The organism is Pseudomonas alliivorans, from assembly GCF_017826695.1.
In the GTDB taxonomy this organism is placed as follows: Bacteria; Pseudomonadota; Gammaproteobacteria; order Pseudomonadales; family Pseudomonadaceae; genus Aquipseudomonas; species Aquipseudomonas alliivorans.
In genome coordinates this window covers 357,033-379,068 of the sequence record NZ_JAFFZW010000005.1, presented here as the reverse complement: position 1 = coordinate 379,068, position 22,036 = coordinate 357,033, and the positions used below count along the sequence as shown (strand labels likewise).

Below are 22,036 nucleotides of genomic sequence, written 5' to 3'. Positions count from 1 at the left end.
ACGTGGGTTGCTCATGGCACCTCCTGATTGGCCTCAGTTTAAGGCATGGAGGTGTCTACGAAACCCGGGGCGATTCATCGCCCAGCAAGCTGGTGATCTCGACCATATTCATCCAGTAGGGTATTTTCTGAATGGGCACCTGCCGTTCCAGCGAGTCTTCATAATTGGTGTAGGTGAAGTTCTCCTCGATAAAATACCCGCCTTCATGAATAAAAATCGTGGGATTGAAGAGCGCAGCGAAGCTTTCGATGACGTCTGCCGGAAAACTCAGACGCGACAGGCTCATGTAGAGATAGCAAAACTTTGATGTGCTGGCCCTATCCCCCACCACATAATCCGCATAAGGATATATGATCGGCACCTCATCACTGCTGGAAGTCTCCGACCGAAAGAGCCCCTTGAGTCGTTCAAGTATTTTTAAGCTCATCACAGCCGTACCAAAAGAGATAACTGCGAAGGAAACAATGTCAACTGCGCCATCGTTCTGCCTTGCGAATCGGTGAACTCGACTTCGTACGCAATATCCGGAACAAAGAATTCATGCACAATCGTTCCTGTTGTTCCTTTGAGCAAACCTTCATCAGGAACATCCACTTCAAGCCTGACCACGTCGAGCAATCTAAAATCCATTAGGCACATCCAAAGCTCTTCAAACCTTAATCCGAAAAGCCAATCGTCACAAATACCTCACAGCCCTCATCATCGACAATCGCTCTGGCTTGAGCAAAAGACGGGCCGAATTCAGAGGCAAGTTTGGCGTTCCAGCTTCCCGCCAATGCATTCGCGACAACCGTCGCTTCAGACACTGAGAGATTCTCAAAAAGTCCCGTCACCTCAAGCAGGTTCATCCAGAACTGATTCCTGGCTGGAGAGTTATCCGATTCCAACAGCGAGTGGTAATAAGCCTCATCAAAGTTTTCCTTAACAAAAACCCAGTCATCCACACGTATAAATTCAGGCCAGTACAGCTTCGCCATCCAGAGCGCAAAATCAGCAGGCAAGCGCTGCGTATGATGAATCGCATGAATGTAATCGAAGCCCGAGACAGGGTGATGAGCATTATCGGCCCGGAACGTTTTCAAATCAAAAACCACTTTTTCCTTCATAGACGACTCCCAGGATACTCATCAGGTCGAGGCAAACGGACACGACCTTTATCAATAAATACTTCACCCGTTTCCTTATTTATGTTTTTTCCACCCGCCTTAACGTTTGGTCTCTGAATATGGCCATGCTCTTTGCCTGAGCCTCTATATTGCTTCCAAGTGCCATCGGCCTCGTAAGTCGTGTATTGACCAAACCTCCCAGGCTTTTCAAGAATCGTGTGCGGTCTTCCTTCAGCATTAGGATCGGGAGGCGGTGGCTTATTACGAGACTTCCTCGGCGGCGCAGCCACTGGCTGTGGCACAACCGCCTTCGCCTGCGGAATCACAACCGTCTGCGATCCACTCCCCTTGCCTTCAGCAATCCCTGCCTCGTAAACCCTGGCTTTCTTGAGATTAGCGCCCAGCTTGCCCAGTGTCTCGCCTAACCGTGTCAGCAGTGGCGTCAGTCGTATGGAAGCAACTGATGCGCGTGCTGCGAGGCCGGTGCCGCCGGTCAGGAAAACCAGCAGGGCTGCCAATACGATCTCGAAGACCATGCCTCCGGTGAATTCGAGGATGGACTCGTGATTCTGGATGCTGACGTATTCTGCGGCAAAGTCTCGCAATACACGCTTGCTGGCTGCATCCTCAAAGATGTAGTTCGCAGCCTCATAAGCCTGCGCCATCTTTTCCCGGCTGATGGTTGCGGGATCAAAACCCAGTGCTGCGGCCAGATCACGGTATTGAGCCGCCGTGTACTGCTCCAGAAATGAATCCAGCCAGCCTTTTCCGGGTTCCGACTCAGCCTTCCAGGCCGCCACTGCCGCCTGTGCAAGCTCATCAAAGGGGTTGGCCAGATCAGCGAATTCAAGGCTTGACCCAACCAGCCCCCAAGCGCCGTATAAAAATCCCCGTCCCAGTGCGATATGGGCATAAAAGACATTGGCAACCGCGCTGCGCTGTGCCTGGATCGCTGTCAGACGGTCGGCTTCGACTCGCTCGGCGGCCAGGATTTCATGCAGCACATTTTGCAGCTCTGATCGAATGCCACCCAGCTGCGCTTTCGGATCGAACCGCGGATTGAGCCGGATTCTGTGCGCACGACCTTCAGTGACCTGGCTGAGAAAACTCTTGGAATCCAGCGTGCCCCGGATGACCTGGCCGTCTTCCTGAGTAAGCGCCCAGGGACAGCCAACCAGACATTCACCGTTACTCCAGAGAAATCGAACGCCTACCAGGCAACTGACTGTGGGCTCCTGCGCATAAAGCGTACGTGGCGGCTGATTTTCCCAGGTGTATTCGGGTGGTGGCAGCTTTGGCGGGGATTTGACAGGTCCGGCGGGCCGGCATACACCCGGGGTCGGCGAATAGTTGCCTCTGGTGTCGTAAACACCCATGGCGGTGAACTCCTTGTATCGATAATCACGCGTCCATGCGCTGAGGCAGTGCGGTTCAGTCGGTCGTGAAACCCTGGCTGAACGTAGGCAGATGAAAAGCAGCTGGCGAGTTTAAGCACTGGCGCGAGGTCGTCCAGCGTCAACAAGTATCGGGAAATTTCGGAGACGAGGGCTGAAACGTATTCAGCAAAATGCCGCCCAGCAATAGCGGCATTTGTCAGCAGAGAAGGTCAAAACGTATCGAAAGATGAATCAGCGGACCGCCTCGAACTCGTGTCCACAGGCCAGGCAGTGGCTCAGCCATTCACCCAGAAACAGATTGAGCTGGGCCTTTTCGTCCGGCTGGTGCATGTCGGCATTGGGGTACGGATAGATCCCCCGAAAACGACGGGCATGTTCGGCACCGATGACTTCGGCCATGCGGGCGTCGTGGTAGACCTGCACTTCCAGACTGGGTATCGGCAGCCATGGCAGGCTGTGTTCCTGACGCACCTGCAGGGTAGTGGTATACGGGCAGTCGAGCAGCACCTCGACCGCCAGCACGCCCAGCATCTGGTCACCCTGAGTCACCGCGACGCGGCGTGAGCGCTGTTCGTTGCGCATGTCCGGCAACAAACGCATCAAGCGCGCGTAGTTGGCCTCGCAGGCAGCCTGCAGCCCGGCAAGATCAACACGGTAGCGCTCGCGCAGTAGATTCACGACCATAACCCCCTTATTTCAGCGCGGTTCAACGCCAGCCATTGCAAGGCAATGATCGTTGCCGCGTTCATGATTCTTCCGTCCGCCACGGCCTGCATCGCATCGTCGAACGACCAGACTGTCACGCGGATGTCTTCACCTTCTGACTCAAGCCCGTGCAGGCCGCCCGCCCCCTGACTGTCGCACTGCCCCATGAACAGGTGAACGAATTCGTCACTGCCGCCCGGCGAAGGAAAATATTTGGTTATCGGCCATAACGCACCGAACACAAGCCCAGCTTCCTCTTCTGCCTCACGATGAGCAACTTCTTCCGGTTGCTCGTCCTTGTCGATCAGACCGGCCACCAGTTCGACCAGCCAGGGGGTAGCGGTCTTCTCGACGGCCCCTACGCGAAACTGCTCGATCAGCACCACCTCGTCACGCTTGGCGTCATACGGCAGCACGCAGACAGCATCGTGACGAACAAAGAGTTCGCGACTGATTTCCTGACTGGTACCGCCGTTGAACAGTTCGTGGCGCAGGTGCAATTTGTCCAGCTTGTAAAAACCTGAGAAGCAGTTTTCCCGCCGGGTAATCTCGAAAGCCGTCGGTACTGATCGGGTGGTCTGGGTCATGGGTTTCTCGCTTGCGGCTATCTTGAACTTCCAACCATCCTAACGCGCATCGACCACCGGATGCAGCCCCCCTTAAATAAGCAGGGTAGACGGGCGCTACGTAAAACAATTCTAATCCGCCCAGCGGCGAACCGAACCGGGGCTTTGCAGTCCAACCTGCCTGCATACGCACAACACGACCGCCTTTACTGACTCTGCCAAGGATCAACATGTCGTTACTGAGGATCACTTCACTGGCCTGCCTGGCCTTGTTGCTGGGCGCCTGCCAAAGCCTCTTCACGCCCAACATGCGCGCACCGCTGCAGGTTCAGCGTGATGCTTCCGAGCTGATCAAGCCGGGCTGCACCACTGCCGACTGCCCGCTGGTGAACATCGATACCGTGCACTTCCCTGACGAACCAAAGCTGGACGCCATCGTTCAGAAGACGCTGCTGCAACTGACTGTCGCCGACAGCAGCACGCCGCCGCCTGCGTCGATCAAGGCCTATCAGGAACAGTTCCTGAGCCGTGCCCAAGGCCGCAACAGCAGCTACCTGCAAGCCAAGGTACGCGAGCAGCATGACGGTATCGTAGTCGTCGAGCTTTCCAGTTATCTGGATAACGGCGGCGCTCATGGCAACCCGGGCCGGGCGTTCATCAACTACTCACGCCAGCAGCAGAAGGTTCTGACGCTGGCCGACATGGTGATCCCGGGCAAGGAGCAGGAGTTCTGGCAGAAAGCCGAGCTGGCTCATCAAGGCTGGCTGGTGTCGAGCAAGATGAACGAAGACGCTGCATTCGTGCAGACCTGGCCGTTCAAGCGCACGCCGCACATCGCCCTGACCTATGGCGCCGTGATCCTCAAGTATCCGGTAGAAACCATCGCACCCTACTCCATGGGCCACATCGAGCTGAAGATTCCTTACCCTCAGCTCAATGGCATCATCAAGTCGGAGCTGTTTCCCGGCCGCGGCTGATCGCACGACCGATCAACAGTTGCAGCACGCCAGCGACGATGAGCGCTGGCAGTGTTGCCCCCACATCCGGGTACAGGTTGGCCAGCAGGTGGTAGGTACTGATACCGCCCAGCCAGGCCAGCAGACTCATCCAGCGCAAGCCACTCGCGGCGACCTGACTGCCGCGACGACGCAGGATGAAGTGATCCACCAGCACCACGCCGAAGAGCGGCGCAAACACCGAACCGATCAACAACAGAAAATTCTGGTACTGCGCCAACGGCGCGAGACAGGCGATCAGTGTGCAGATAATGCCGATTGCCAATGCCAGGTGCTCGACCTTGATGCGTGTCAGCAACGCCGTGGACACTGCCGCCGAGTGAATATCGGCGAAAGCGTTTTCCGACTCGTCCAGCAGAATCAACAACAACGGAATCCCCAGACCCGCGCCGGCCAGTGCCAGCAGCAGCGCATTCGTTTCGCCACTCGGCGCAAACGCCAGGGTATAGGCGACGCCGAGCCCCATCAGCCAGAAGTTGCCGATAAAGAAACCCACGGCCGTGCCGCCGAACACGTTGCGTGCGCGCTGGCCGAATCGAGAGTAGTCGGCAATCAGTGGCAACCAGGAAAGGGGCATGGCGATGGCGATGTCGAAACCCACGGCAAACGGCATCGACCCGTCACCGCTGCGCGCCCAAAGTGCGGCCAGATCAGCTTTGGTCAGCAAATTCCAGGTCAACCAAAGACAGGCGGCAAGTAACAGCCAGATACCCCAGCGACGCAGGATCTGACGCACGAAAGTCAACGGCCCGCCGACGGCCAGCAGAGTCGCCAGCGCACCGAAGAACAACGTCCAGAGGAGTGGATTGGCCCACAGGCTGCCTTCTGCAAAGGCACGTGTGCCCAGCAGACTGGCGGCATCGCGCATGACGATGATCTCGAACGAGCCCCAGCCAATCAGCTGCAGCAGGTTCAGCAAGGCAGGCAAGGACGCGCCCTTGCTGCCGAGGCTGAGTTTGAGCGCGGCCATGGACGACAGGCCTGTGTCCGTGCCGATCACTGCGACGCTGGCCAGCAGCATGACGCCGACCAGCGTGCCGAGAACTATCGCCAGTAACGCGCCGGACATGCCCAGCCCCGGCGCCAGCAAGGCACCGGTCTGCAGTACCATCAGGCCGATGCCCAACGAGAACCACAGGGAAAACAGATCGCGTCCGCCGAAAACCCGCTGGCTGGCAGTGATGGGTGTGTCGGGGGAATAGGTGCCGGGTGTGTTCACGGTTCTGGCTCGGTAAGAAATGAGTGATGTATCGTCTTGTGGTTCGGGCGCGGAGCGTCCTGAGCGGCGGTCCCGCGCGAAAGCGTGGGCTGTATCAGTGCGCGAGCGCGCGCACTGACAACCGCCGTGTCAGACCTTTTTATAGAGCTGACTGCCCTCCTGCTTGAAGCGCTCGGCCTGCTCGGCCAGACCCTGAGCGACCTCTACATCAACTGCCTCGATCCGCTGATTGGCCGCGTACTCGCGCACTTCCTGAGTGATCTTCATCGAGCAGAATTTCGGTCCGCACATGGAGCAGAAGTGCGCAACCTTGGCCGAATCCTTGGGCAGGGTTTCGTCGTGATAGGAGCGCGCAGTGTCCGGGTCCAGGCCCAGGTTGAACTGATCTTCCCAGCGGAATTCGAAGCGTGCCTTGCTCAAGGCATTGTCGCGAATCTGTGCGCCGGGGTGCCCTTTGGCCAGGTCGGCTGCGTGAGCGGCGATCTTGTAGGTGATGATCCCGGTTTTCACGTCATCCTTGTTTGGCAGGCCCAAATGCTCTTTCGGCGTGACGTAGCAGAGCATGGCGCAACCGAACCAGCCGATCATCGCAGCGCCAATGCCCGAGGTGATGTGGTCATAACCCGGCGCAATGTCCGTAGTCAGCGGGCCAAGGGTGTAGAACGGTGCCTCGTCACAGCACTCCAGCTGCTTGTCCATGTTCTCCTTGATCAACTGCATCGGCACATGGCCCGGGCCTTCGATCATGGTCTGCACGTCGTGCTTCCAGGCGATCTTGGTCAGTTCACCCAGGGTTTCCAGCTCGCCGAACTGCGCCGCGTCGTTGGCGTCGGCAATCGATCCCGGACGCAGGCCATCGCCCAGCGAGAAGCTGACGTCGTAAGCCTTCATGATCTCGCAGATGTCTTCGAAATGGGTGTAGAGGAAGTTCTCCTTGTGATGCGCCAGGCACCACTTGGCCATGATCGAACCGCCACGGCTGACAATGCCGGTCACGCGTTTGGCCGTCAGCGGCACATAACGCAGCAGCACACCGGCATGGATGGTGAAGTAATCGACGCCCTGCTCGGCCTGTTCGATCAGCGTGTCGCGGAACAGCTCCCAGGTCAGGTCTTCGGCAGCACCGCCGACCTTTTCCAGCGCCTGATAGATCGGCACCGTGCCGATTGGCACGGGCGAGTTGCGGATGATCCACTCGCGGGTTTCGTGAATGTGTTTGCCGGTGGACAGGTCCATGACCGTATCCGAGCCCCAGCGAATGCCCCATGTCAGCTTGGCGACTTCTTCTTCGATGGAAGAACCCAGTGCGCTGTTGCCGATGTTGCCGTTGATCTTCACCAGGAAGTTGCGGCCGATGATCATCGGCTCCAACTCGACATGATTGATGTTGGCCGGAATGATCGCGCGACCGCGGGCAATCTCTTCGCGCACAAACTCGGCAGTGATTTCTTTCGGAATGCTGGCGCCGAAGCTGTGCCCGGCGTGTTGCTGAGTCAACAGGCCGGCGGCGCGCGCCTCCTGAAGCTTCATGTTTTCACGGATGGCGACGTATTCCATCTCGGCGGTGATGATGCCCTGACGCGCATAGTGCATCTGACTGACGTTGGCACCCGCCCTGGCCCGGCGCGGGTTGCGTACATGCGCAAAGCGCAGCGCTGTCAGCTCGGCGTCACTCAGACGCTGCTGGCCGAAGTTCGAACTCAACCCAGGCAAACGCTCGGTGTCGTTGCGTGAGTCGATCCACGGCGAGCGCACATCGGCCAGGCCTTTGCGCACATCGATGATCACGTTGGGGTCGGTGTAAGGACCGGAGGTGTCGTAGACCGTGACCGGGGCGTTGATTTCGCCGCCGAAGTCCGTCGGGGTGATATCCAAAGTGACTTCGCGCATGGGCACGCGAATGTCCGGACGCGAGCCCTGGACGTAGATCTTCTGCGAACGGGTAAACGGCTGTACCGATCCGGAATCGACCTGCGCCGACTCGCTCAAGTGGGGTGCGTTTTTTGGTTTTATGCTCATCACGGTCTCTCCAGACATCCACTGTGGATTTATTGTCGGAGTAACCTGATCGGGACGGACGGGTGCACTGAGAAAGTGCTGAGTATCGAGAAAGGCGTGCTGTTCATTGATTGAACGATCGACCCCGGACGACACTCAAGAGGACTCGCCGGGTGACGAGAAATCTTGTTCCCTACGCAGGCGCTAACCTGATCAGGTTCAACGGGATCCGGTTTAACCGATCTCAGCCTCACAGCAAGGCACCCCGACAAGAACGGCATCAGTCTATGCCGCGTCGAGGCTGTAAAGCCAGCGCAATTGCGTGGGCATCGATAAATGGCTGAAATGTCCGATTGTTGCGTCATGCGTCTGGCTCTACACTCGCTATCCCGGTTTTTTTCATCCAACCGTGACTATTTTCTTCATGAACAGGGAATGCCTCATGTTGCGCAAACTTTCGTTGGTCGTGGCTGTTTCATTTGCGTCCAACGGACTGACCTGGGCAGCCGACGTGCCGCTGCCGACCAAAACGGGTCTGGTGAACGTCTATGAGCAGGCGGTGGACAACAACGCCGATCTGGCGGCGGCCCGCGCCGATTACGCTGCCCGAAAGGAAGCTGTGCCTCAGGCGCGTGCCGGTCTGCTGCCCAATCTCTCCGGCAGCGCACAAGCCAACAACACCCGTACCAGCATCGATCAGCCACGTACAATCGCAACCCGCAGTGGCACGGTCTATCAGGCGACCCTGAGCCAGCCGATCTTTCGTGCCGACCGCTGGTTCCAGCTCCAGGCGGCTGAAGCGGTCAACGAACAGGCGGCGCTCGAACTGTCGGCGACTGAGCAGAACCTGATTCTGCAATCGGCGCAAAGTTACTTCAGCGTACTGCGCGCTCAGGACAATCTGGCCGCGACCAAGGCCGAGGAATCCGCGTTCAGGCGTCAGCTGGATCAGGCCCGGGAACGCTTCGATGTCGGTCTTTCGGACAAGACCGACGTGCTGCAGGCGCAGGCCAGCTACGACACCTCGCGCGCCAGCCGCATTCTGGCCCAGCGTCAGGTGGACGATGCATTTCAGGCGCTGGTAACCCTGACCAACCGTGAATACAACTCCATCGAAGGCATCGTTCATACCCTGCCGGTGCTGGCACCGACGCCCAACGACGCCAAGGCCTGGGTCGACACTGCAGCCCAGCAGAACCTCAACCTGCTGGCCAGCAACTACGCCGTCAACGCCGCCGAAGAAACCCTGCGCCAACGCAAGGCCGGGCATGCGCCAACGCTGGATGCGGTCGCGACTTATCAACGCGGCGACAACGATGCACTGGGTTTCAACAACCCCAACTACACCGGGCAGAACTACGGCGGTGATGTCGAGCAGCGCACCATCGGTGTTCAACTGAACATTCCGATCTACAGTGGCGGTCTGGTCAATTCACAGGTGCGCGAAGCCTATTCCCGGCTGAGCCAGAGTGAACAGCGCCGCGAGGGCCTGCGTCGTCAGGTAGTGGAAAACACCCGTAACCTGCACCGTGCAGTGAACACCGATGTGGAGCAGGTTCAGGCGCGCAAGCAGTCGATCATCTCCAACCAGAGCGCGCTGGAAGCTACGGAAATCGGCTATCAGGTGGGAACACGCAACATCGTCGACGTGCTGGATGCCCAGCGTCAGTTGTATGCGTCGGTGCGCGACTACAACAACACCCGCTACGACTATATCCTCGACAATCTGCGCCTGAAACAGGCCGCCGGAACGCTGAACCCGGGTGATCTGCAGGACCTGTCGCGCTATCTGAAATCCGATTACAACCCGGACAAGGATTTCCTGCCACCGGACCTGGCGGCAGCAGCGCGCAAGAACTTCGAAAGACCGGCACAGCGCTGAGCGCGCGTCAGGATCGGACGCACAGCGACTGGCCTTTTAGACAAGCCTTGCTGAACACTACAAAACCTGTGGGAGGCGGCTTGCCGGTGATACGTTGTTTCAGTCACCGTGTTAGCCTTTGAGGTCATCACCGGCACGCCGCCTTCCACAATGAGCACACGTGCCCACCCTCTCAGCAGGGCCAGGTTCAAGCGCAGCGCGTGACAAACCGCCCGACGCCATCCAGCAAACGCTGCAACGCGCCCTGATTGGCCTTCATGACACCCAGCCCCGCTTCAGCCATCGTTTGCGCCAGGCCTGGCTGATCAAACAGACGCTGCACAGCGCCTGCCAGCGCGGCTGAATCGCTGACTTCCGTCAGCGCTCCGGCACTGCGCAGCAAGGCAGCGATCTCGAGGAAGTTGAACAGGTGCGGGCCGCTCAGCACCGGTTTGGCCAATGCCGCAGGTTCCAGGAGGTTGTGGCCGCCGTTGGGCACCAGGCTCCCGCCGACGAACGCGGTGTCTGCCAGCGCATACAGAAACAGCAGTTCGCCCATGGTATCGCCCAACAGTACAGACACGTCTGGCGTAACGGCCTGCGCGCCTGACCGCCGGATCGTTGTGAATCCCTGTTGCTGACACAGCCCGTGCACGCTGTCGAAACGCTCGGGATGACGTGGCACCAGAATCAACAACGCATCAGGATGACTCGACAGCAACGTGCGATGCGCCGCAAGCACGCTTTCATCTTCGCCCGCGTGGGTGCTGGCCGCGATCCACACCGGGCGCTGCACGGCCTGCCACTCTTCCCGCAATCCGGCAGCACGCTCCAGCAATGCGGGGTCGATGCTCAGGTCGAACTTGATCGAGCCGGTCACCGTAACGCACTCAGGCCGCGCGCCCAGGTCACGAAAACGCTGAGCCTCGGCCTCGGTCTGCACGGCGAACCAGTCCATCTCGGCAAGCATCGGCCTTGTGAGTTTCGCAAAACGGCCATAGCCCCGCGCCGAGCGTTCGGACAGTCGCGCATTCGCCAGCACCACAGGAATACCGCGCTTGCTGCATTGATGAATATGGTTGGGCCACAGCTCGGTTTCCATGATGATGCCCAACCGCGGCTGCACATGATCGAGGAAACGCCCGGCCGCCCAAGGGAGATCATAGGGCAGGTAACAATGTTGGATGCGCGGCTCGTTGGCGAACATCGCCTTGATTCGCTCCGAACCTGTGGGCGTCATGCAAGTCACAGTGATCGGCAGTTCGGGATACTGCGCCAGCAGGGCACGGATCATCGGCGCGGCAGCGATGCTTTCGCCAACCGACACTGCATGCACCCAGATGCCGCTACGCTGCATCGGTGGCAGGCTCATGGCAAAGCGCTCGCCGATGCGCTGTCGATACGCAGGTGCCTTGCGGGCGCGCAACCATAACCGCAGGGCAACCAGCGGCAGGCCGAGATGAAACAGGAAGGTGTAGAGGGTTCTATTCATGGGCGCGGAGTTTATCAGCCCGCCTGCGCAATGCCACAACGGCATGAAGACGCAGACACGATGGCGGGTGGCGCGTCAATCATCAGACCGGTCAACGCCGCTCGTTAGAATGCGCTGTCTCACACAAGGAAAGCATCATGAATCCGTATTACCTGCTGGGCGTCGCGATCTGCGCCGAAGTCATCGCCACCACCTCGATGAAAGCGGTGAAAGGTTTCAACACACCGCTGCCCCTGCTGCTGGTCATCGGCGGTTATGCAATTGCGTTCTGGATGCTGATTCTGGTGATGCGCACCATTCCGGTCGGCATCACCTACGCCATCTGGTCGGGCATGGGCATTGTCATGGTGAGTATTGCGGCGTTTCTGGTATACGGTCAGAAGCTCGACCTGCCCGCGCTGCTGGGCATGGGAATGATCGTGGCGGGCGTGGTGGTCATTCAGGTGTTCTCGAAAACCGCCGGGCATTGAAAGTCCGTTCCCTTATAATGCCCGCAATCTTTACTCACTGAGGTGCCCATGCCATCTGTTATTTCCACTGACGTCCTGATTGTCGGGGCTGGCATTGCCGGCCTCTGGCTCAATGCCCGGTTGCGTCGTCAAGGGTTCTCGACAGTGCTGGTAGAAAGCGCAAGCCTGGGTGGCGGACAAAGCCTGAAATCTCAAGGGATCATCCACGGCGGCGCCAAGTACGCGCTGCACGGGGCCCTGTCGGGAGCCTCGGAAGCCATTGCCGACATGCCGCGCCGCTGGCGTGAAGCCCTCGACGGCAAGGGCGAACTTGACCTGTCAGGCGTTCGATTGCTGTCGGACGCCCATTATCTCTGGTCGCCGGGCACTATCGCGGGCAACCTGACCAGCTTCTTCGCCAGCAAGGCCGTGCGCGGACGAGTGGACCAGGTCAAGGGCGAGCAACTGCCGCCCGCACTGCAGCATCCGAAATTCAAGGGCAAGGTTTACCGGCTGGCTGAACTGGTGGTCGATGTACCGAGCCTGATCAATCGCTTGGCGGAGCTGGCGGGTGACAGCCTGCTCGCCGGGCAGCAGATCGAGCCGCTGTACGAAGGCGACGAACTGATCGGCCTGCGGGTCGATGGCAGGGAAATCCACGCCCAGCGCATCGTGTTGAGTGCGGGCGGCGGCAATGCCGATCTGCTGAAGGCGGTCGGTATCTCTCAACCGCAAATGCAGCGTCGTCCGCTGCACATGGTGCTGGTCAAGGGCCCGACCCTCAAACCGCTCTATGCCCACTGCCTGGGTGGCGGCACCAAGCCGCGCATTACCGTGACCACGCACCCGGCGGCCGACGGCCAGTGGGTCTGGTATCTGGGCGGAGACCTGGCCGAGGCGGATGGCGTCGCCCGCGAGCCCGAGGCGCAGATCGCCGTCGCCCGCAAGGAACTCGAGGCGCTGCTGCCATGGGTCGACCTGAGTCAGGCGCAGTGGGCGACCTTGCGCGTCGATCGCGCAGAGCCTGCGCAATCGGGCCTGGTGCGTCCCGACAACGCGTTCCTGGACAGTCAGCAACGCCTGATGGTGGGCTGGCCGACCAAACTGGCGCTGGCGCCGGACTTCGCCGACCGCGTACTGTCAGTCCTGTCCAGGGAAGGCATCCACCCGACGCCGCAACCCGCGCTGTTGAATGTGCCCAAGCCATCCATCGCCGTTCCTGTCTGGGATCAACTGCTGCCATGAGCCTGAAAACCCTGCACGATCTGCATCGCCCGTTCGGCGGCACCGGCCTCAGCGTATCGCCGCTGGGCCTGGGCACTGTGAAGCTGGGCCGCGACGAGGGAGTGAAGTACCCGAGCGGCTTCAAGATCCCGGACGATCAGCAGGCCGCCATGCTGCTGAAGATGGCGCGCGACATGGGTATCAACCTGATCGATACTGCGCCCGCCTATGGCACCAGTGAAGAACGCCTTGGCCCGCTGCTGCGTGGTCAGCGTCAGGACTGGGTGATCGTCAGCAAGGTGGGCGAAGAGTTCGTGAACGGACAGTCGAGCCACGATTTCAGTGCCCCGCACACCCGATTGTCGGTCGAGCGCAGCTTGAAACGTCTTGAAACCGACTTTCTCGACCTGGTTCTGGTCCACTCGGATGGCAACGATCTGGCAATTCTCAACGAAACGGCGGTGTATGAAACCCTTGCGGCGCTCAAAAGCGAGGGCAAGATCCGTGGCTTCGGCTTTTCCGGCAAAACCGTCGAAGGCGGCCTGCTCGCCCTGCGCGACGGGGACTGCGCGATGGTTACCTATAATCTGAATGAGCAGGGTGAGAAACCGGTTCTGGATTACGCGGCCGCCCACGGCAAAGGCATTCTGGTCAAAAAAGCATTGGCCAGCGGTCATGTGTGCCTGACGCCTGGCACGGACCCGGTTCAGGCCAGCTTCCAGCTACTGTTTGAACATCCGGGCGTCGCCAGTGCTATTGTCGGGACCATCAACCCCATGCACCTGGCACACAACGTTGCCACCGCTGCTGCCGTGATTTGCCGTCAAGCCTGATTTGGGCGGCCGACCCCAACGCAAGAAGGAGCCGATATGCCGCGAACATTGATTCGGAAAAATCCCAGCAACTTCAAGACCCTGCCGCTGTTCGTCGAAGCCACTCCTGAAAGCCTGAGTTATCAGAGTGTCGGCATGCCGATGAACTTCACCCAGACCTTGCAGCGACGACGCAAGGTCGAGGTCCCGGACCCCGAGCGCTTCGCCACTGAACTGGCCAATCTCGGAGTGTCCATCCGCCTGACCATCAGCTGGCAGAACCGGGATTACTGGGTACTGGTCCGGCAACGCCGTCAGGACCGTGGCGACGTAGTGCTCAAGCTGATTTCAGGCTACGTACCCGCGCATGAACTGACGCTGCCGCTTCATACCGCCATTCAGGAAGTGGCTGAAGAGTGCCTGATCGAGACGCCGCAAGGCTGGCTCAGCGGTCTGTTCAAGGACACTTGGCTGCCTGCCCCCTATGCATCGGCGCTGCATTACCGGGAAGCGATGCCGTTCACCCTCAGCCCGCTCTCGGGCGCTGCCAGACCCGTTCGAGCTGGCAACCTGACGCTGCTGGAACGCCCGCGCGCTTACGTGCATCTGCCAACCGCTTCGTTGCAGTTGATCTATGACATGCGCCTGGAAATCCCCAAGGAAGCCCGTCCGATCAGCCTGTTCCACGTCGATGAAATGCTGGAGAACGATCAACTGGTCGCCCGCCTCAACCGGAGCAAGCCCGATCTTTACCTGATGCCGTTGGAAAACGGTTCGCCACTGCCAGAGCTCTACACGCTCAAGCGTGACAAGCTGACCCCGGCGGGCACGCGTGGTCTTTACCTGGCAGAGAGCTTTGCGGCACAGGATGGCTGGGTGGTGCGTGAGGAAAGAATTCGCTGGAAAGACTGGCTGCGCCAGCAGGGTATGACACCACCGCCCAAGAAGACGGGGCTGAAGCGTTTGACCAGCAAGGCCAGAGAGCTTCTGGGCCTGGCACGCGGCAGCTTGAGCAAATAACCGGTTTGCCCGGAACGCTCCGGGCAAACCTGATCCGCTTACTGTCCGCGAATTTTCTCGACGATGGCCGTGGTCGAGCTGTTTTCAACCAGCCCCAACACCTTCACCTCGCCGCCGTAAGCCTGCACGATGTCGGCACCGACCACCTGATCGATGCCGTAATCGCCGCCCTTGACCAGCACGTCGGGTTTGACGTGGGTCAGAAGGTTTTCCGGTGTGCCCTCGGGAAAGCTGATCACCCAGTCCACAGCGCCCAGGCCAGCCAGAACAGCCATGCGGCGATCCACGCTGTTGATCGGACGACCAGGGCCTTTGAGACGGCTTACGGACGCGTCGTCGTTGACCGCAACGATCAAACGGTCGCCTTGCGCGCGGGCCTGTTCAAGGTAGGTCACGTGCCCTGCGTGCAGGATGTCAAAGCAGCCGTTGGTGAAAACGATCCTTTCCTTGTGTGCCCGCGCGTCATCGACAGCGAGCAGCAGTTGCTCCAGCCCCAGAACTCCGCGCTCCGAGCCCTCTTCGCGCTGAATGGCACGACGCAGTTCTGGCGCGCTGATGGCCGCTGTACCCAGTTTGCCGACCACGATACCTGCCGCCAGATTGGCCAGCGCAACGGCATGTGGCAGTTCCTCGCCAGCCGCAATCGCAGCTGCCAGGGTGGAAATGACCGTATCGCCGGCACCGGTGACGTCAAAGACTTCACGTGCCCGTGCCGGCAAGTGCAGGGCCTGTTGATCAGGGCGCAGCAAGGTCATGCCGTGCTCGCCACGGGTCACCAGCAATGCACCCAGGTCAAGATCGCTCATCAACTGCGCGCCCTTCGCGACCAGCTCGGCTTCGTCGGCACAATGGCCGACGATGGCTTCAAATTCGCTGAGGTTCGGCGTGATCAGACTGGCGCCACGGTAGATTGCGAAATCCTTGCCCTTGGGATCGGCCAGTACCGGAATGCCGCGCTCACAGGCAGCCCGGATCAGTGTCTGATGGTTTTTCAGCGCACCCTTGCCGTAATCGGACAGCACCAGCACCTTGACGCCATCCAGCAGGCTTTCGACTTCAGCACTCAGGGCCTGTGCATCGGTGGCGAACGGTTCTTCGAAATCGATACGCAGCAGTTGCTGGTGCCGGCTCATGACCCGCAGCTTGACGATGGTCGGCTGATCGGCGATGCGCTGGAAACGGGCCAGAACGCCAGCCGCCTTGAGGCTGTTGCTCAGACTGTCTGCCGCTTCGTCTTCACCGGTCACACCCACCAGCGAGGCAGGCGCGCCCAGCGCCGCAATGTTCAATGCCACGTTGGCGGCACCGCCGGGACGGTCCTCGATCTGATCGACCTTGACGACGGGCACTGGCGCTTCGGGGGAAATACGCGAGGTACCACCATGCCAGTATCTGTCGAGCATGACATCGCCAACCACCAGGACAGGGGCCTGATCAAAGCGCGGCATGGATAACTTCATCGAACAACCCGTACTAGAAAAATGGACAGGGGCGGAATCTTAGCACAGGGGGTTTGAACAGACAGGCTGTTCATAACCTGATTCCTGACGCTGATAAGACGCGATTCCAGCCGGGGAAAAGGTGCGTATCGGTGCCGTGACAACCCACTGCGCCGTGGTGAAAACACAGCGCAGCCAGATGTGATCAGATCGCGCCGACAGGCGCTGGTTCGTCCAGCCCCATGGCGTGCAGGCGGGCGTAATAGCCATTTTTTGCCAGCAGTTCGGTGTGGGTGCCGCGCTCGACAATCTGACCGGCGTCCATGACCAGAATCAGGTCGGCTTTTTCGATGGTCGAAAGACGGTGCGCGATCACCAGCGTGGTACGGCCTTTCATGACCTGATCCAGCGCGGCCTGAATGTGACGCTCGGACTCGGTATCCAGCGCAGAAGTCGCTTCGTCGAGAATCAGCACAGGCGCATTCTTCAGCAGCGCACGGGCAATCGCCAGACGCTGGCGTTGACCACCGGACAGCAACACGCCGTTCTCGCCTACCGGGGTATCGAAACCTTGCGGCAACTGGTCAATGAATTCCTTGGCGTAGGCGTCGGCGGCCGCAGCCTCGATGTCGGCACGCGGCGCGCCGGCGAGGTCGCCGTAGGCGATGTTGTTGGCGATGGTGTCATTGAACAACGTGACGTTCTGGTTCACCTGCGCAATATGGGTACGCAAGTTACGCAGGCGATAATCGTTGATTTCAACGTCATCCAGCAGAATCTGGCCGAGTTCATGGGTATAGAACCGCGGAATCAGATTGGCCAGGGTCGACTTGCCGCTGCCCGAACGTCCTACCAGTGCAATCATCTGTCCCGGCGCCGCCGAGAAGCTGATGTCGTTCAGGACCTGACGCTCGGTCTCCGGGTAGAAGAAGCTGAGGTTTTTGACTTCCAGGCGACCCGAGACACGCTCGCGCTCAATGGTGCCGGTGTCGATTTCCTGCTCCACATCCAGTTGCTCGAAGATGCTCTCGGCACCGGCAACACCCTTCTGGATGGTCGAACTGACTTCCGACAGCTGACGAATCGGTTTGGGCAGCAGGCCTGCGGCAGTGATGTACGCCACCAGATCGCCTGCCGTCGCATCACCCCGCAGAAACAGCACCAGAAACATCAGTACTGCCATGGCCGTATAGATGACCAGTTGCAGCATGGGCGTATAGATCGCGCCGGTCTTGGTCATGCGCAACTGCTTTTTGGTGTTGCTGTTGCTGGCACGCGCAAAACGATCCTGCTCGTACGTCTCGCCGCCAAAGCTGCGCACCACTCGATAGCCCTGAATGGTTTCGGACGCAACGTGCGTCACGTCGCCCATCGCCACCTGGATCTTCTTGCTCTGCTTGCGGAATTTCTTGCTGGCAGTGCCGACCATGATGGCGATCACCGGCAGGATGGCGAGCATGACCAGCGTCAGTTGCCAGTTCATCCACAACAGGTAGATGAACAGGAACACCACGGTCAGGCCTTCACGAATCACCACCTTGATGGCATCCGTAGCAGCACCGGTCACCATGGTGACGTTGAAGGTGATGCGCGAAATCAGATGGCCCGAGTTGGTGGTATCGAAGTAGCGGTTGGGCAGCACCAGCAGTTTGTTGAACAGCTCGACGCGCAGGTCATGCACCAGCCCCAGCGAAACCTTGGCCAGAAAATAGTTGCCGAGAAACGAACCCAGACCCTGCCAGGCGGCGATCAGCACGATCAGCAGCGGCACCGCCTGCAACAGCTGCAGATCGCGCAGGTACGGGACGTTGGGGAACAGCACCGCTTCCGGATTGCTCAGCCCGTCGACAAAATATTTCAGGATGCCCGCCAGCATCGGCTGGGTCGAAGCAAAGATCACGAAACCAAGAATGCTGAGCAGGAAAATGCCCACATACGGACGCACATAGGACAACAAGCGGAAATAGATTTTTACGCTGGAAGTGGCGGACGATTCGGAGGTTGTCATGAGAATCCGTCGTGTTAAAAAGAAGCGGAATTGTATCACAAGCGGTTTTCGGGACGGCCTGCTGCGGTAACATAGGCGGCCCTTCAAGCCCTTGGGGCGCAGAATCCGGAGTATCGATGCAAGCGCTCGACCACGCCCACTACCTTGCCCTGGTTCAAGGTGCCGAAGTGCTAGAAGCAGATGGCACGGGCGATAAAGTACTACGTCTGAGTGACGGTTCGATGCTGAAACTGTTTCGGCGCAAGCGGCTGATCAGTTCCGCAGCCTGGTATCCCTACGCCAGACGCTTTGCCGACAACTGCCTGACCCTGGCCAAACGCGCCATCCCCTGCCCGCATGTTCGCACTGTTTACAGAATCGCCGACATCGCCCGCGACGCGGTGCATTACGATCCACTGGCCGGTCATACCCTGCGTCAACTGCTGGGCAAGGCCGCCAGCGATGATGACCTGCGCATGCAACTGGGTCGCTTCATCGCCAATCTGCATGAAAAAGGCATCTATTTTCGCTCTGCGCACCTGGGCAACGTGATTCTCACGCCAGAAGGCACGCTGGGTCTTATCGACATTGCCGATATGAAGACCTACCGCCGACCACTGAGAAAGCACCTGCGTCTGCGCAATTTCAAGCACATGCTGCGCTACCTGGAAGACCGCAAGTGGCTGCTGGGCGACAACAACCCTGCTTTCATCAAGGGTTACCTGAGCGGGCAGACCGTCTGCACTGCCGCCGAACTGACTCAGGCCATGAACTGAAAAAAATGGCCGCCTGCAAGGCGGCCATTGTCTGAACGGGCTCTACTGCCTGAGCCGGTGTTCCTGAACCACGCGCCCCAGCACCATTGTCGCAGGCAACAGCACCAGTACCCACAGTTCATCAGGGTTGCCGACCAGCTTGGCCCCGTCGAAGTTGAGCATGACCAGCGCACATGCCAGGTACAGCCCCCACGCATCCCGCAGGCGCAAGGCGTGCCAGAGCGTCATGACCATCACGACCAGAAACAGCACCAGCGACACTGCGCCCGTGTATAGCCCCATCGAGACGTAAATATTGTGCGGGTGCTGAATTGCCATGCCGCCTGTCAGTGTCTTGGTGGTGTAGAAATCCACGCCACAGCCCAGCATCCATCCGCAATTGCGCCATTCGCCGGTCATGATTTCGAACAGCTCGATGCGGTAGGAGTCGCCGCGCACCATCAGCAGCTTGATCCACTCCTCGTCCCTGACCACCCAGAACAAGGCGACGCAGAGGATTGCCAGCGCCAGCAAGGTGATGAGGCTGCGCTTCGGAAAGCGATACACCGAATACAGGGTACAGGCTCCGAGAAGGAATGCCGCACCCACCAGCGCGGTACGGGTCTGCACAATGAACGCCGCGACGACCAACGTCAGAACAACACCGCCAACGGCCTCGATCCAGCGCCGCTCTTTCAGCCAGACCGGCAACGCCAGGGCCACGCAGCAGACCAGCCACGCACTGGCGTAAATCACGTTATCCATGCGCGCCGGAAGAATCTCGACACGCTTGCCGAATACGAACTGCCCGGTCATCCAGCTATGAATGCTGGCCACCAGAATATAAATGCATATCGCCCAGAAAAAGCTGCGTATGAATTTACTCTGGCGAAAGCATCCATTGTCCGTCAGCCCGGCCACGACAAAGACAAACAGGCTGACGTATGCCACATGTTTATAGAACTGAAAATCCTGCCCATAGAAGGCAGGCACCAGAAACCAGGCCATGAAGACTGCCCATGCCACACCCAGCGGCTGCGTGAACACGCTGGCGCCGCGGTACTTGATCAGAAAGAACAGGCCCGGCAATGCTGTCAGGGCGTAGAACAGATTATTGGTCGTCTTGGCAGAAGGATTCAGAATGAAACTCAGCAGAAAGACAACCAGCGCAGCACCAAAATAAAGCTGTACCTTGCTTGAAGGCGTACCGGTTCGGTCAAATGACATTATTGAGCAACCAACCTGCTACCAGTCCAATGATCACCGCGACGATCAACTTGACGCGATCACGACGTTTTCGACGCTGCTTGTCGAGCCGCTCTTGTGGCACCACGACGTGCTCACCGAATCCGGTGTGGAGCACGGCATCGTTTTCCAGAATCAAAGCGTATCGGTTTTCCGAAGCGAACAGCTGTGAAAGTTTCTTTTCCCCGCCATGGCCTGCATAAGGTGCGTGCTGCTTGTAGTCGGCCAGACGGCGCAATCCCGGATTGAAGGAAAAGCCCTGCCACTCCGGCTTGTGCGACCCCAGTTTGTAGAACGGGATGCCCTGCACCACTTCGCGCTCGTTCAGATAGACATACGGGCTGTGTATCTGCAGGTCATGATTGAAACTGCGCAGCCACACCTGCAACGCCTGAGGATCGTTCTCCAGCAGTGTCATCGAATCTTCGATGAAGTGCGGGCGGTAGAAATCCCAGTCATCTTCGCAATGGAACACCCAAGACGTTTCGATCAGCGCGTAGGCAGCGTCCACCGAGCGCATCTGCCCCAACTTGGGATTGTTGATGATGAAGCGGGTATGAGCGCGCCAGTGCTCAGGAATACAGGCTTCGACCTGAACGTCTCCTGAATCCTCGGTGATCAGCACATGGCGAATGGCGGCGGTGTTGTAACGATCAAAGGTTTCCAGGGTGCGCTTCAACAGGTCGAATCGCCCGCAACTGGTCACCACCAGCGTGATGTCGCTATTTTCGCTGAATACCATCATCTGTTCCCAATCATTGGAAGTTCAAGAAGCATTACCACGTCCAGCGCGACCGCAGACGGTCGACCCAGCTGGCAGCCGGCATGGGTCGCAACGGTGGACGCATGTGTTCGACAATGGCTTTGCCCAAAGCGTGGAACGTATAGCGCTCCTCGACGAGCGCCTGCCCATTACGGGATATTTCATCGGCCAGCGCCGGGGCGGCGCGCAGTTGCGCCAGCTTTTCACGAAGTTGGGGAATATCGCGGTACAGCACAATGTTGTGCATATCCACGAAGCCCAGCGCGCGATTCTCTTCAGCGCCCTGATCGAAAGCAAGCAGCACGCAGCCGCAGGCCATGGCCTCGAAGTTTTTGATCATGTATTCGCCCATGCCGACATCGGCGCTGACGAAAAAGCGAATGCGGTTCAGCGTTTCGCAGTATTCCTCACCCGACTTGGTGCGCGTGACCAACAGATTCTCATGCTGCCCCAACTCGTCGAGCAGCGCCTTGCGGCCGCTGTAGGCGACACTATTGGTGCTGCCGACGAACGCCAGCTCGATGTCACGCTCATGGTTCTGCGCCTGCAGCAGGGTCTGATCGTAACCCTTGGGCACAAACACCGCGTCGAAGCCTTCCTCACGCAGCCGCTCGCTGACCATGAAGCCCGAGCACAGCACCCGGACCCAGGGCAGCTTGCGATAGTGCGCGCTGAACTTGCCGGTGTACTTGCAGGCGATGTAATTCTGGTAAGCGTCGTGCTCGAGAATGACCAGATTCGGAATCGTACGGATGAAGCCCACCTGACGCACTTCCTGCTTGAAGCGCAGAAAGAACACGATCCGGTCATAACGGCTCACATCGACTTCACGTCGAAAATAGCTGCGCAGGTTGCGCTGATCATTGGAGTCCAGCCAGCGCACGTCGCAATCGCAGCTGGACGCGATGCCGTCGTAAAGACGATCCAGAATCGCACGCTGCTCTTTCTGAACCAGAAGTAGGACTTTCATTGTTTTCCTTGC

21 protein-coding genes and 1 riboswitch are annotated in these 22,036 nt (G+C 59.0%); of the genes, 7 read left to right on the top strand and 14 right to left on the bottom strand.

Annotation, left to right across the window (positions count from 1 at the left end; genetic code table 11):
• Positions 1 to 55: 55 nt before the first annotated feature.
• The 6 genes from JTJ32_RS16400 to JTJ32_RS16375 form a co-directional block, all read right to left on the bottom strand.
• On the bottom strand, positions 56 to 427 hold the full coding sequence (locus JTJ32_RS16400; RefSeq protein WP_210042663.1) for a hypothetical protein: 372 nt from the start codon (positions 425 to 427) through the stop codon (positions 56 to 58).
• Positions 427 to 609, bottom strand: a complete 183-nt coding sequence (locus tag JTJ32_RS16395; RefSeq protein WP_328823975.1) for a DUF4926 domain-containing protein — start codon at positions 607 to 609, stop codon at positions 427 to 429. The genes JTJ32_RS16400 and JTJ32_RS16395 overlap by 1 nt, the downstream gene beginning before the upstream one ends.
• Positions 610 to 656: 47 nt before the next feature.
• Complete coding sequence (locus JTJ32_RS16390) at positions 657 to 1,106, bottom strand: hypothetical protein (protein WP_210042661.1); 450 nt, start codon at positions 1,104 to 1,106, stop codon at positions 657 to 659.
• Positions 1,103 to 2,482 carry a polymorphic toxin type 24 domain-containing protein gene (locus tag JTJ32_RS16385; RefSeq protein WP_210042660.1) on the bottom strand — a complete coding sequence of 460 codons (1,380 nt, stop codon included), beginning with the start codon at positions 2,480 to 2,482 and terminating at the stop codon, positions 1,103 to 1,105. Before JTJ32_RS16385 ends, JTJ32_RS16390 begins: the two co-directional genes overlap by 4 nt.
• 252 nt (positions 2,483 to 2,734) lie before the next feature.
• Positions 2,735 to 3,187, bottom strand: a complete 453-nt coding sequence (locus tag JTJ32_RS16380; RefSeq protein WP_004883494.1) for a DUF1249 domain-containing protein — start codon at positions 3,185 to 3,187, stop codon at positions 2,735 to 2,737.
• Entirely contained in the window at positions 3,178 to 3,795 is a 618-nt protein-coding gene (locus JTJ32_RS16375) for an NUDIX domain-containing protein (protein ID WP_210042659.1), read from the bottom strand. The genes JTJ32_RS16380 and JTJ32_RS16375 overlap by 10 nt, the downstream gene beginning before the upstream one ends.
• 209 nt (positions 3,796 to 4,004) lie before the next feature.
• On the opposite strand from JTJ32_RS16375, the gene JTJ32_RS16370 reads away from it, so the two are divergent.
• The gene (locus tag JTJ32_RS16370; RefSeq protein ID WP_025993154.1) at positions 4,005 to 4,751 is read left to right on the top strand and encodes an RsiV family protein; all 747 of its coding nucleotides are present in this window, start codon (positions 4,005 to 4,007) and stop codon (positions 4,749 to 4,751) included.
• On the opposite strand, the gene cytX is transcribed toward JTJ32_RS16370, so the two are convergent.
• Together cytX and thiC are read right to left on the bottom strand one after the other, a co-directional pair.
• Positions 4,720 to 6,009: a putative hydroxymethylpyrimidine transporter CytX gene (gene cytX / locus JTJ32_RS16365; RefSeq protein WP_210042658.1), complete on the bottom strand. Its 1,290-nt coding sequence runs from the start codon at positions 6,007 to 6,009 to the stop codon at positions 4,720 to 4,722. The two genes, JTJ32_RS16370 and cytX, sit on opposite strands and share 32 nt — an antisense overlap.
• A 129-nt stretch (positions 6,010 to 6,138) precedes the next feature.
• Positions 6,139 to 8,028 (bottom strand): phosphomethylpyrimidine synthase ThiC, encoded by a 1,890-nt coding sequence (gene thiC, locus JTJ32_RS16360; RefSeq protein ID WP_099229493.1) that lies wholly within the window; start codon positions 8,026 to 8,028, stop codon positions 6,139 to 6,141.
• Positions 8,029 to 8,180: 152 nt separating this feature from the next.
• Positions 8,181 to 8,285, bottom strand: a riboswitch (TPP riboswitch).
• Positions 8,286 to 8,449: 164 nt separating this feature from the next.
• On the opposite strand from thiC, the gene JTJ32_RS16355 reads away from it, so the two are divergent.
• A complete protein-coding gene (locus tag JTJ32_RS16355; RefSeq protein ID WP_210042657.1) occupies positions 8,450 to 9,889 on the top strand; it encodes a TolC family outer membrane protein in 1,440 nt (479 codons plus the stop codon).
• 187 nt (positions 9,890 to 10,076) lie between these two features.
• On the opposite strand, the gene waaA is transcribed toward JTJ32_RS16355, so the two are convergent.
• Positions 10,077 to 11,360, bottom strand: a complete 1,284-nt coding sequence (gene waaA, locus JTJ32_RS16350) for a lipid IV(A) 3-deoxy-D-manno-octulosonic acid transferase (RefSeq protein WP_210042656.1) — start codon at positions 11,358 to 11,360, stop codon at positions 10,077 to 10,079.
• A gap of 137 nt (positions 11,361 to 11,497) precedes the next feature.
• Here waaA and JTJ32_RS16345 point away from each other — a divergent pair, with 137 nt between their 5' ends.
• Genes JTJ32_RS16345 through JTJ32_RS16330 form a run of 4 tightly spaced genes read left to right on the top strand, consistent with a single transcriptional unit; the run spans position 11,498 to position 14,865 of the window.
• On the top strand, positions 11,498 to 11,830 hold the full coding sequence (locus JTJ32_RS16345) for an SMR family transporter (protein WP_004883465.1): 333 nt from the start codon (positions 11,498 to 11,500) through the stop codon (positions 11,828 to 11,830).
• Positions 11,831 to 11,878: 48 nt separating this feature from the next.
• Positions 11,879 to 13,054 carry an NAD(P)/FAD-dependent oxidoreductase gene (locus tag JTJ32_RS16340; protein ID WP_210042654.1) on the top strand — a complete coding sequence of 392 codons (1,176 nt, stop codon included), beginning with the start codon at positions 11,879 to 11,881 and terminating at the stop codon, positions 13,052 to 13,054.
• On the top strand, positions 13,051 to 13,866 hold the full coding sequence (locus JTJ32_RS16335) for an aldo/keto reductase (protein ID WP_210042653.1): 816 nt from the start codon (positions 13,051 to 13,053) through the stop codon (positions 13,864 to 13,866). Before JTJ32_RS16340 ends, JTJ32_RS16335 begins: the two co-directional genes overlap by 4 nt.
• A gap of 36 nt (positions 13,867 to 13,902) precedes the next feature.
• Positions 13,903 to 14,865 carry a metal ABC transporter ATPase gene (locus JTJ32_RS16330; protein ID WP_099229488.1) on the top strand — a complete coding sequence of 321 codons (963 nt, stop codon included), beginning with the start codon at positions 13,903 to 13,905 and terminating at the stop codon, positions 14,863 to 14,865.
• Between the two features lie 38 nt (positions 14,866 to 14,903).
• On the opposite strand, the gene hldE is transcribed toward JTJ32_RS16330, so the two are convergent.
• On the bottom strand, positions 14,904 to 16,325 hold the full coding sequence (hldE, locus tag JTJ32_RS16325; protein WP_099229487.1) for a bifunctional D-glycero-beta-D-manno-heptose-7-phosphate kinase/D-glycero-beta-D-manno-heptose 1-phosphate adenylyltransferase HldE: 1,422 nt from the start codon (positions 16,323 to 16,325) through the stop codon (positions 14,904 to 14,906).
• Between the two features lie 184 nt (positions 16,326 to 16,509).
• Positions 16,510 to 18,312, bottom strand: a complete 1,803-nt coding sequence (msbA, locus tag JTJ32_RS16320) for a lipid A export permease/ATP-binding protein MsbA (RefSeq protein ID WP_099229486.1) — start codon at positions 18,310 to 18,312, stop codon at positions 16,510 to 16,512.
• A gap of 116 nt (positions 18,313 to 18,428) precedes the next feature.
• Here msbA and JTJ32_RS16315 point away from each other — a divergent pair, with 116 nt between their 5' ends.
• Positions 18,429 to 19,067 carry a BUD32 family EKC/KEOPS complex subunit gene (locus JTJ32_RS16315; RefSeq protein ID WP_210042652.1) on the top strand — a complete coding sequence of 213 codons (639 nt, stop codon included), beginning with the start codon at positions 18,429 to 18,431 and terminating at the stop codon, positions 19,065 to 19,067.
• 42 nt (positions 19,068 to 19,109) lie between these two features.
• Here the strand turns inward: JTJ32_RS16315 and JTJ32_RS16310 are convergent, their stop codons facing one another.
• From JTJ32_RS16310 to JTJ32_RS16300, 3 genes are read right to left on the bottom strand one after another with little or no spacing between them, the layout of a single operon-like run.
• Positions 19,110 to 20,273, bottom strand: coding sequence for an O-antigen ligase family protein (locus JTJ32_RS16310; protein ID WP_210042651.1), 1,164 nt, complete (start codon positions 20,271 to 20,273; stop codon positions 19,110 to 19,112).
• Positions 20,263 to 21,036 (bottom strand): hypothetical protein, encoded by a 774-nt coding sequence (locus tag JTJ32_RS16305; RefSeq protein WP_099229483.1) that lies wholly within the window; start codon positions 21,034 to 21,036, stop codon positions 20,263 to 20,265. Before JTJ32_RS16305 ends, JTJ32_RS16310 begins: the two co-directional genes overlap by 11 nt.
• 31 nt (positions 21,037 to 21,067) lie before the next feature.
• Positions 21,068 to 22,024 carry a glycosyltransferase family protein gene (locus JTJ32_RS16300; protein ID WP_210042650.1) on the bottom strand — a complete coding sequence of 319 codons (957 nt, stop codon included), beginning with the start codon at positions 22,022 to 22,024 and terminating at the stop codon, positions 21,068 to 21,070.
• Between the last annotated feature and the right edge of the window lie 12 nt (positions 22,025 to 22,036).

Bases quoted from the DNA above. Each gene is read 5' to 3' on its own strand.
- waaA (WP_210042656.1), bottom strand. From the start codon at position 11,360: ATGAATAGAACCCTCTACACCTTCCTGTTTCATCTCGGCCTGCCGCTG.
- msbA (WP_099229486.1), bottom strand. From the start codon at position 18,312: ATGACAACCTCCGAATCGTCCGCCACTTCCAGCGTAAAAATCTATTTC.
- JTJ32_RS16370 (WP_025993154.1), top strand. From the start codon at position 4,005: ATGTCGTTACTGAGGATCACTTCACTGGCCTGCCTGGCCTTGTTGCTG.
- JTJ32_RS16390 (WP_210042661.1), bottom strand. From the start codon at position 1,106: ATGAAGGAAAAAGTGGTTTTTGATTTGAAAACGTTCCGGGCCGATAAT.
- JTJ32_RS16345 (WP_004883465.1), top strand. From the start codon at position 11,498: ATGAATCCGTATTACCTGCTGGGCGTCGCGATCTGCGCCGAAGTCATC.
- JTJ32_RS16300 (WP_210042650.1), bottom strand. From the start codon at position 22,024: ATGAAAGTCCTACTTCTGGTTCAGAAAGAGCAGCGTGCGATTCTGGAT.
- JTJ32_RS16355 (WP_210042657.1), top strand. From the start codon at position 8,450: ATGTTGCGCAAACTTTCGTTGGTCGTGGCTGTTTCATTTGCGTCCAAC.
- JTJ32_RS16305 (WP_099229483.1), bottom strand. From the start codon at position 21,036: ATGATGGTATTCAGCGAAAATAGCGACATCACGCTGGTGGTGACCAGT.
- JTJ32_RS16375 (WP_210042659.1), bottom strand. From the start codon at position 3,795: ATGACCCAGACCACCCGATCAGTACCGACGGCTTTCGAGATTACCCGG.
- thiC (WP_099229493.1), bottom strand. From the start codon at position 8,028: ATGAGCATAAAACCAAAAAACGCACCCCACTTGAGCGAGTCGGCGCAG.
- JTJ32_RS16310 (WP_210042651.1), bottom strand. From the start codon at position 20,273: ATGTCATTTGACCGAACCGGTACGCCTTCAAGCAAGGTACAGCTTTAT.
- JTJ32_RS16335 (WP_210042653.1), top strand. From the start codon at position 13,051: ATGAGCCTGAAAACCCTGCACGATCTGCATCGCCCGTTCGGCGGCACC.
- hldE (WP_099229487.1), bottom strand. From the start codon at position 16,325: ATGAAGTTATCCATGCCGCGCTTTGATCAGGCCCCTGTCCTGGTGGTT.
- JTJ32_RS16315 (WP_210042652.1), top strand. From the start codon at position 18,429: ATGCAAGCGCTCGACCACGCCCACTACCTTGCCCTGGTTCAAGGTGCC.
- JTJ32_RS16380 (WP_004883494.1), bottom strand. From the start codon at position 3,187: ATGGTCGTGAATCTACTGCGCGAGCGCTACCGTGTTGATCTTGCCGGG.
- JTJ32_RS16385 (WP_210042660.1), bottom strand. From the start codon at position 2,482: ATGGGTGTTTACGACACCAGAGGCAACTATTCGCCGACCCCGGGTGTA.
- JTJ32_RS16400 (WP_210042663.1), bottom strand. From the start codon at position 427: ATGAGCTTAAAAATACTTGAACGACTCAAGGGGCTCTTTCGGTCGGAG.
- JTJ32_RS16340 (WP_210042654.1), top strand. From the start codon at position 11,879: ATGCCATCTGTTATTTCCACTGACGTCCTGATTGTCGGGGCTGGCATT.
- JTJ32_RS16330 (WP_099229488.1), top strand. From the start codon at position 13,903: ATGCCGCGAACATTGATTCGGAAAAATCCCAGCAACTTCAAGACCCTG.